We start from the raw sequence: 863 nt of genomic DNA on the forward strand, positions 1-863 counted from the left end.
CCCCTGGGTCACCACCCACCCCGAATGGTTCACCACCCGCGCCGACGGCACCATCGCCCACGCCGAGAACCCCCCCAAGAAATACCAGGACATCTACCCCCTCAACTTCGACCACGACCCCGAAGGCCTCTACACCGAGATCCGCCGCATCCTGCACCACTGGATGAACCACGGCGTCCGCATCTTCCGCGTCGACAACCCCCACACCAAACCCGTCGCCTTCTGGGAACGGCTCCTGGCCGACATCCACACCACCGACCCCGACGTCCTGTTCCTCGCCGAAGCCTTCACCCGCCCCGCCATGATGCACACCCTGGCCAAAATCGGATTCCACCAGTCCTACACCTACTTCACCTGGCGCAACAACGCCGACGAACTCACCACCTACCTCCAAGAACTCACCGGCCCCGCCGCCGACTACATGCGCCCCAACCTGTTCACCAACACCCCCGACATCCTCAACGAATACCTCCAGCACGGCGGCCGCCCCGCCTTCGAAATCCGCGCCATCCTCGCCGCCCTGCTCTCCCCCACCTGGGGCATCTACTCCGGATACGAACTATGCGAGAACACCCCGGTACGACCCGGCAGCGAGGAATACCGCGACTCCGAGAAATACCAGTACCGCCCCCGCGACTTCGACACCGCCGCCCGCACCGGCACCACCATCGCCCCCCTGATCACCCGCCTCAACACCCTGCGCAACACCCACCCCGCCCTCCAGCAACTGCGCAACCTGCACTTCCACCACGTCGACCAGCCCGAACTGCTCGCCTTCTCCAAACGCCACCTCAACGACACCGTGCTGGCCGTCGTCAACCTCAACCCCCACCACCCCCGCGAAGCCACCGTCCACCTCGACC

Annotated in this window: 1 pseudogene; it reads left to right on the plus strand. The window is 65.5% G+C overall.

What is annotated here, in order from left to right:
• Positions 1-863: pseudogene (locus tag E1266_RS37500) on the plus strand (alpha-1,4-glucan--maltose-1-phosphate maltosyltransferase); the annotation flags it as partial.

This window comes from Actinomadura sp. 7K534 (genome assembly GCF_004348575.1).
GTDB lineage: Bacteria > Actinomycetota > Actinomycetes > Streptosporangiales > Streptosporangiaceae > Spirillospora > Spirillospora livida.